Here is a 7,533-nt window from a genome sequence, read left to right on the forward strand (position 1 = left end):
TGAGCCGCCTGAAAGCCATGGGCTTATCCACAGCCAGCAGGGACGAAGCATGAGCAAGTGGCAGGACAGGATCATCGGCCAGGGCAAGGAAAACCCGGAGCAACTGCTGGCCAACCCGCAGAACTGGCGCATCCACCCCAAAAGTCAGCAGGATGCCCTCAAGGGAGCATTGGATCAGATCGGCTGGATTCAACAGGTGATCGTCAACCAGAGAACCGGCCACCTGGTGGATGGCCACCTGCGGGTGGAGCTATCCCTGCGGGAAGGCGAAACCGAAGTGCCGGTTATTTACGTCGACCTTTCCGAAGACGAAGAAAAACTGGCACTGGCAACAATAGACCCATTGTCTGCTATGGCAGAGACCGATCAGGCGATGCTGGACAGCCTCATCGAAGGGCTGGAAGTACAAAGCGATGATTTGAACGGCCTATTGGAGAGCCTCGCATCGGCAGACCTGCTGGATGAGCCGGAAGATGGTCTCACCGATGACGACGACTGCCCGGATCCTCAGAGCAAAGTCATCAGCAAGCCCGGTGACATTTGGATTTTAGGCACCCACCGTCTGATGTGCGGCGATGGTACTAACCAGCAGCAGGTAGAACAGCTGGTGCAATCGCAACAGGTGGACATGGTAATGACTGATCCACCCTATAACGTGGATTACGAGGGAAAAACCAAAGACGCACTCACCATCCAAAACGACAAAATGGGCGATGCACAATTCAGAGAGTTTCTGCGGGACTTATTCACAGCCGCCTGCCTGTGGACAAAACCGGGCGGCCCGATTTATGTCGCCCATGCCGACAGCGAAGGCGTCAACTTCAGAAGCGCACTGGTGGAATCTGGATTTTTACTGAAACAGTGCATCGTTTGGGTAAAAAATGTTTTTGCCTTGGGTAGACAGGATTACAACTGGCAGCATGAACCGATTTTATACGGCTGGAAGCCAGGAGCCGCCCACCAGTGGTTCGGCGAATTCAACAAGTCCACCGTGGTCGACGATGAGCCCGACTTCAAGAACATGGAAAAGTCGTCACTGGTTAACTACTGCCGGCAGCTTCGCAACCAGTTGAACACCTCAGTCATCAAGGAAGATAAACCCCACAGATCTGGCGAGCACCCTACCATGAAGCCGGTCAACCTGCTTATCCACATGATCCGCAACAGCAGCACCCGACAAAACACAGTTCTGGATTTATGCGGTGGTTCCGGTAGCACCCTGATCGCCTGCGAGAAGTTAAGACGACAGGCCCGAATGATGGAACTCGACCCGGTTTATTGCGACGTGATTATAAGGCGGTGGCAGGAATTCACCGGGCAGCAGGCAAAGCACCAGAACGGAAAGGAATTCAAAGGATAATCAACATGGCATGGAAGCAACGCATCACCGGCAATGGTATGGAAAGTCCGGAAAAGCTGATGTTAAACCCGGACAACTGGCGACGACATCCACCGGCACAACAAGCGGCAATGGAAGGCGTACTGGACGACCTTGGATGGATACAGCAAGTCATCGTCAACCAGCGCACCGGACGATTGATTGACGGACACCTCAGAGTAGAGCTGGCCAGAAAGCACAAGGCGAAAGAGGTTCCCGTGATTTATGTAGACCTCAGCGAAGCAGAAGAAAAGCTCGCCCTGGCAACACTTGATCCCATTAGCGCACTGGCAGAGACTGACGCCGACACCTTACAGCAGCTGCTCGGGCAGGTAGAAACCGACAACGATGCCCTGCTGGATATGTTGGCCGACCTTGAGCCACCCACAGCACCAGAAGAAAACGACAGCCTGGAAGTACCTGAAGACGACATAACCAACGCACCGGCAGTGACCCGGCCAGGTGATATTTGGCAGATAGGCCAGCACCGGCTCATGTGCGGTGACAGCACCAAAGCAACAGACGTAGAGGCATTGATGGACGGACGTAAGGCTCGCCTTTGCTTCACCAGTCCGCCCTATGGCAACCAACGGGACTACACCACAGATGGTATCAGTGATTGGGACAAACTCATGACCGGCGTCTTCGGTTCCACCACCCTCGGCAAGGCGATGCACCAGGCAGGGCAAGTGCTGGTCAATTTGGGGATGATCCACCACAAAAATGAGTGGCAACCTTATTGGAATGGCTGGCTGGAATTTATGCGGATAGACGGATGGCGACGGTTTGGGATGTACGTCTGGGATCAGGGACCGGGCATGCCGGGTGATTGGGCAGGACGATTAGCGCCAGCATTTGAGCTGATCTTTCATTTCAACAAACAGAAGCGAAAGCCTAACAAGATCGTCCCCTGCGAGGGAGCAGGCGAAGTCAGCCACCAGCAGGATGCCGGCGGTATTCGCAGCAATGATGGCGAGGTGGGCGGCTGGACGCATTCAGGGCAAGCCATACAGGACTTCAAAATACCCGACAGCGTAATCCGGTTGATGCGCCAGAAAGGGAGTATTGGCGATGGCATCGACCACCCTGCGGTTTTTCCGGTCACCCTGCCGCAGCACATTATCGAGGCATACACCAACGACGGTGAGAGCTGCTATGAGCCTTTCAACGGTTCCGGCACCAGCCTGATCGCCGCCGAGAACACCGGACGACGGATGCACTCAATGGAACTGGCTCCGGAATATTGCGATGTGACCCTGGAGCGTTTCAGGCGGAAGTTTCCAGAGGTGGGTATCGTCTGCCAGCAGACTGGGTTGAGTTTGGCAGAGATGACAGAGCAAAGAGAGAGCAGCGATGAGTGAGTTATATGGAACTAAAGAGCCATCAGGGAGGGGGGGAACATTGTTACTTCTTATCTGTCTCAACATAAATATTCATAGACAAAGGCAATAAGTAAATGGATATAAAAGTTCTACGGGATGGGCGTGGTATTGGAATATTACTGGATGCGGCTCATCTGTTGGCTGAAAAAGAGCAGAAAGAGTTGGCTAAAAAAGGGCAGCAATGCTCAACATCTGGAAGATCTGTAACCAAAGCAGTAAAACCTTTAGACCAGCGAGTAGAAAAACGAAAAAGAGACGATGAAAGGCCCAGCACTCCAGACCTTAGAGAGAAACGCTTGAAAGTAGCCACACCTGAAAATCAGGTTGCGGGAAGGCAGATTCAACAGCTTTCAGGCTCAGGGCAAGTACCAGAATTGGTTCATCAACATATGTTCCATGTACACGATATATACCAGTGGTGTCAGCAGACTCAGCAGTACCAGAACATCGAGGCCTTGAAGTACACGATATCGCAGCAAAACAATACCGGCGAGAAGCCTCATAAATGCGGGCAATGTGATTTCGCTTCTGAGTATTCATCTAGTCTGATACAACACATGCGAATCCATACTGGCGAGAAGTCTTTCGTATGTAGGATATGTGATTACGCTTGCAATCAGAGATGTAATCTGAAAACACACATGCGAGCCCATACCGGAGAGAAGCCTTACAAATGCATATTTTGTGATTATGTAGCAAAAACCGTAGGCAATGTTAAGAGTCATTCAAACAATAATCACCCAGATCGGAAACATATATATCCAACGTATTGTGAAAATCCTTTCCCATTTCCTCCCTACAAAATTACAACATCGCCCGATATTGATCCGGAAATAACCATCAAAATGGTAAACGCATAAGCAGGTTAACGACAGGGATGACGAAATGGACAAAAAAACCATTAAAGCCAAGGAGTTACAACGAAAAGCACTGGAACTCCGTACACTTGGTCTTTCCTACCGGCAAATAGGCGATCAATTAGGCGTCTCCAAGACCGCCGCATACAAGGCAGTAGCCAAAGCTCTGGGCGAGGTAGAAGAAGAAACCCGCCAGATGGCAAAGCTGAACAAGACCCTTGATTTGCAGCGTTTGGACTGGATTATCCGGGAGGCCATGAAGCAGGCATTGAAAGGCGACCTGCAGGCGATGGACAGAATCATGAAAGCCATCGACCAGCGAGCCAAAATATACGGATTTGAAGCACCCAAAAAGATCGCACACACGACACCTGACGGTGACAAACTAACCAACCAAGGCAACGTGCTGGTGCCCGCACTACCGGTTGAGAGCAATGGCCCTCCAGCTGGTCGACGTGATCGACTTCCCCACCGTGACCGAAGGCAAAAAGCAGCGCATCTTCAGCTATGGCATGGCCAATATTCTGCGGCACTGGCAGGAACAAGCTGATCACATAGCGATGGTTTACCTGGAACAAGTACACGCCATGCCAAAACAGGGCGTCACTTCCATGTTCAATATGGGGCGCAGTTTCGGAGCCATTGAAGGTGTCATCAGTACTATTAACCTGCCACTGACTTATATCACCCCCGTCACCTGGAAGCGCAGAGCCAGACTTATCGGCAAAGAAAAAGACGTTTCCAGAACCAGAGCCTTAGAGCTTTATCCAGCGGCACCACTGACACGAAAAAAAGACCATAACAGAGCTGATGCCATTCTCATCGCCAGGTACGGAATACAAGCGTGAGCAGCGAACCGGAAATCATCGAGCTGATCGGCCGGGAAACCACCCTCAAGCTGGAGCGAGCATTGGGTGGACAGCGGAAATATATAGCATCAAAACCGAGCGCAGAATCGCCCATAGTAGAAGTCATTGGCATGGACGCCGCCCAAAAGCTGGCCTCCCGATTTGGTGGAATGCTGTTGTATATCCCCCAGCAGATGGCCGTCCGGATTCGGACTCAGGAAATCAGGCAGGCCGTGTGGGCAGGGGAACATAAGCAATCCATCGGTCAGCGGTTCGGACTGGTGGAGCGTACCATACGCAAGATCGTCCAGGGCGATAACTTTCCCCGCTATGGTCTGACATGCCGCCATCTCAGGACAGGCGTCCAGGGCTACCTTCAGGGAGGAGGCGATGACCGAACAACGAATAACCCAGATGGAAAAAGGCATGGCGGTGCTGGAACACCGGGTGACCGAACTGGAACATACCCCACCCAGGGTGAACTCTTTGGAGCATTCGGTGAACCAATTGGAGGTGCAGTTTACGGCCATGAATAAGGACATCACCGAAATCAAGGAAGAAGGCAAAGAGACCCACAGTCTGGTGCGGCAATTAGGTGAAGAGGTCAGAAAGCTATTTTTCATTGGAACGGTCGTCGCCGCCATCGCCAGCTTCCTGCTGGTCGGCTTGAAAGTATACGACACCTGGAACGGCATCCAGGACAGAGAACGCTCCACCTATACACAAGGAAGTGAACCATGAACGAAATGAGAAACATCCGGGGCTGGAGAAATAATAACCCGGGAAACATTCGCCACGGTGATGACTGGCTCGGATTAAAAGCGACCCAGACCGACGACGCCTTCTGCCAGTTTATATCGCCAGAGTACGGCGTCCGGGCGATGACTCGAATTCTTATCAATTACTACCACAAGCACCAATTAAGGACGCTCAGGGAGATCATTAATCGCTGGGCACCGCCTAATGAGAATGACACTGACGCTTATGTCAGGAGCGTTTGCCAGCGGATAGGTCTGGCGGAATATCAGCGCATACCCATGGGCATCAACCCTCTGCTCAACCCCATCATCAAAGCCCTGATCCACCACGAACTCGGATGCCAGCCCTACAGCGACTGGTTAATCGACACGGGTATTACCTGGGAAAAAGAAGGCGTTCCCCACCGGATTATTCACTGAGCCATTCAGAAAGCAACGCAAGGAAAGCACATGAGCTTTAGCAAAATCGCCAGCACCCTGATCAACACCCTCAGCGGCGGACTGGCTGACACATTATACGACGCAGTCAAAACCTACTTCCCACCCGACATGACCCTGGAGCAAAAGGGCAAAGTTTATATGGAGCTTCAGAGGCTGGAACAGGAGAAACGCCATCAGGCCGACACCGCCCTGTTAAAAGCAGAACAGGCCCTCACTGAACGGGTCAGCCAGCTGGAAGGCACCGCCAAAGACCTCAAGAGCATCCCGATCATCGGCCACCTGGTGCTATTTGCCAGAGGATGCCAGCGCCCGATCTGGGGCTTTTTCACCCTGTACCTCGACTACCAATGGTTTACCCAATGGGAGCTTTCAGAGCAACAGCAATCCGCTCTGATCGTTATCAACCTTTTGGTGTTGGGTTTTCTATTTGGAGAGAGAGCCATTAAGAACGTGGCTCCCTACCTGATCAAAGCAGCAGAAAAACGACAGAGTTAGACGATTGCACAGCGGAACCCCAGCGGGCGGTGGGTAACACCCGCAGTCGTGCCAGCCTCTCCTTTCCCAAAACTGTGCTGGTGAACGATGGCAGAGGTCAACTGCCTTATCAAACCCGGGAGGTGTTACGGCCGCCTCCCGTTTCAATTGCTTTAGAAGGATTTATTAATGCGAGATTATGGGAAAATATATTGCCAGTTCTGGTGGCAAGACAAGGTTTATAACATGACCGACAAAGAAGTGGTGCTTGCCGTTTATTTGTTGACTCATCCAACAGGCGACATGACGGGCATTCTGAGAATAACACCAGAGACAATTTCTGGAGATAGGAAAGATTGGACGTTGGAAGACGCAAAAGAAACCCTTTCCAAACTGTTTCAAAAGGGTTTCTTAACCGTTAAGGAAGGGTCTTCATGGGTAGTGATTAATAATTTTTTAAAGTATAACGCACCGGAAAACCCCAATCAGATTAAGTCCATCATCAAACTGATGATGAAGTTTCCAAAAAATATAGACGGAATTGAAAGACCACTGTCTTATCTTGGTGATGCTGTGAAAACTATCGCCAATAAAGATCAAAAAATTAAACAGCAATTCAATGAATTACAAGCAGGGTATGAGAAAGCCAGAGATGACAGATTAAACCCTTCTGAAACCCTTTCGGAACCCTTGGGAAACCCTTCCGAAACCAGTAGCAGTAGATATAGCAGTAACAGTAACAGTAGCTATAGCAGTAATTCTTTCAAAGACTCTTGTCGAGCTGACGCTCAACCGGACGTTGATGAGCTGACCGGTGAATTAATCCCATCAAACGAAAACACCGAAGCAGCCAATCGGCAGAGTGAGCCAGAACAAAAAAAACCAAGCGCCATCCTGGAAATATTCAAATTCTGGCAAACCACCATGAATCACCCCACCGCAAAGCTGGACGAAAAACGGCGGAAACTAATCCGCAACGCCATCAAGACTGGCTATCCCATCAACGACCTGAAAACGGCCATTCTGGGTTGCAGCCTCACGCCACACAACGTGGGAGACAACGACCGTGGGCAACGGTACGACGGGCTGCATGTAATTTTCAAAGACGCCGACCAGATCGACCGTTTTATTCACAACGCAATCAACCGGGAGAGCATGGATGCCAACCGAGAAACCTACCAACGTGGTCAGCATGGACAAAGCACATTCACCCCGCTCTCCGGTACCCCGGACGAAGTCTGGGAGCAGTGCTGAAAGCCTGACCCTGGAAGACAAAAAGATTCGGTATTTTTTCAACCGACTCGGCCGGGTTTATGGTGCATCGTTCAAGGTCCAATACCCCAACGAAAAAGCACTGCAGGATGCATACGAGGAATGGGGCGAGTGCATTGCAGA

At 51.1% G+C, this 7,533-nt stretch carries 9 protein-coding genes and 1 pseudogene; all 10 read left to right on the forward strand.

The features are described from left to right. On the forward strand, positions 1 to 1,360 hold a 1,360-nt coding region (locus RM811_RS05875), incomplete at its 5' end, for a DNA modification methylase (RefSeq protein WP_402521768.1). Between the two features lie 5 nt (positions 1,361 to 1,365). Further along, the gene (locus RM811_RS05880; RefSeq protein ID WP_402521771.1) at positions 1,366 to 2,739 is read left to right on the forward strand and encodes a DNA modification methylase; all 1,374 of its coding nucleotides are present in this window, start codon (positions 1,366 to 1,368) and stop codon (positions 2,737 to 2,739) included. A gap of 95 nt (positions 2,740 to 2,834) precedes the next feature. Beyond that, entirely contained in the window at positions 2,835 to 3,620 is a 786-nt protein-coding gene (locus tag RM811_RS05885) for a C2H2-type zinc finger protein (protein ID WP_402521772.1), read from the forward strand. 25 nt (positions 3,621 to 3,645) lie between these two features. Beyond that, positions 3,646 to 4,167 carry a sigma factor-like helix-turn-helix DNA-binding protein gene (locus tag RM811_RS05890; protein WP_402521774.1) on the forward strand — a complete coding sequence of 174 codons (522 nt, stop codon included), beginning with the start codon at positions 3,646 to 3,648 and terminating at the stop codon, positions 4,165 to 4,167. After that, positions 4,130 to 4,465: a hypothetical protein gene (locus RM811_RS05895; RefSeq protein WP_402521776.1), complete on the forward strand. Its 336-nt coding sequence runs from the start codon at positions 4,130 to 4,132 to the stop codon at positions 4,463 to 4,465. Before RM811_RS05890 ends, RM811_RS05895 begins: the two co-directional genes overlap by 38 nt. Before the next feature lie 170 nt (positions 4,466 to 4,635). Further along, positions 4,636 to 4,716 (forward strand): annotated as a pseudogene (locus RM811_RS05900) (hypothetical protein); the annotation flags it as partial. Positions 4,717 to 4,879: 163 nt separating this feature from the next. After that, positions 4,880 to 5,206: a hypothetical protein gene (locus tag RM811_RS05905; RefSeq protein WP_402521786.1), complete on the forward strand. Its 327-nt coding sequence runs from the start codon at positions 4,880 to 4,882 to the stop codon at positions 5,204 to 5,206. After that, positions 5,203 to 5,643 carry a structural protein gene (locus tag RM811_RS05910; RefSeq protein ID WP_402521778.1) on the forward strand — a complete coding sequence of 147 codons (441 nt, stop codon included), beginning with the start codon at positions 5,203 to 5,205 and terminating at the stop codon, positions 5,641 to 5,643. Before RM811_RS05905 ends, RM811_RS05910 begins: the two co-directional genes overlap by 4 nt. Positions 5,644 to 5,673: 30 nt before the next feature. Next, entirely contained in the window at positions 5,674 to 6,159 is a 486-nt protein-coding gene (locus tag RM811_RS05915) for a hypothetical protein (protein WP_402521780.1), read from the forward strand. 168 nt (positions 6,160 to 6,327) lie between these two features. Next, a complete protein-coding gene (locus RM811_RS05920) occupies positions 6,328 to 7,392 on the forward strand; it encodes a hypothetical protein (protein WP_402521783.1) in 1,065 nt (354 codons plus the stop codon). Positions 7,393 to 7,533 lie beyond the last annotated feature (141 nt).

Origin of the sequence: Endozoicomonas sp. (genome assembly GCF_031844845.1) — a bacterium.
Classification (GTDB): Bacteria; Pseudomonadota; Gammaproteobacteria; order Pseudomonadales; family Endozoicomonadaceae; genus Endozoicomonas.

Excerpts from the sequence above, each read along its gene's own strand:
- RM811_RS05880 (WP_402521771.1), top strand. The coding sequence starts at position 1,366 with ATGGCATGGAAGCAACGCATCACCGGCAATGGTATGGAAAGTCCGGAA.
- RM811_RS05885 (WP_402521772.1), top strand. The coding sequence starts at position 2,835 with ATGGATATAAAAGTTCTACGGGATGGGCGTGGTATTGGAATATTACTG.
- RM811_RS05890 (WP_402521774.1), top strand. The coding sequence starts at position 3,646 with ATGGACAAAAAAACCATTAAAGCCAAGGAGTTACAACGAAAAGCACTG.
- RM811_RS05895 (WP_402521776.1), top strand. The coding sequence starts at position 4,130 with ATGGCCAATATTCTGCGGCACTGGCAGGAACAAGCTGATCACATAGCG.
- RM811_RS05905 (WP_402521786.1), top strand. The coding sequence starts at position 4,880 with ATGGAAAAAGGCATGGCGGTGCTGGAACACCGGGTGACCGAACTGGAA.
- RM811_RS05910 (WP_402521778.1), top strand. The coding sequence starts at position 5,203 with ATGAACGAAATGAGAAACATCCGGGGCTGGAGAAATAATAACCCGGGA.
- RM811_RS05915 (WP_402521780.1), top strand. The coding sequence starts at position 5,674 with ATGAGCTTTAGCAAAATCGCCAGCACCCTGATCAACACCCTCAGCGGC.
- RM811_RS05920 (WP_402521783.1), top strand. The coding sequence starts at position 6,328 with ATGCGAGATTATGGGAAAATATATTGCCAGTTCTGGTGGCAAGACAAG.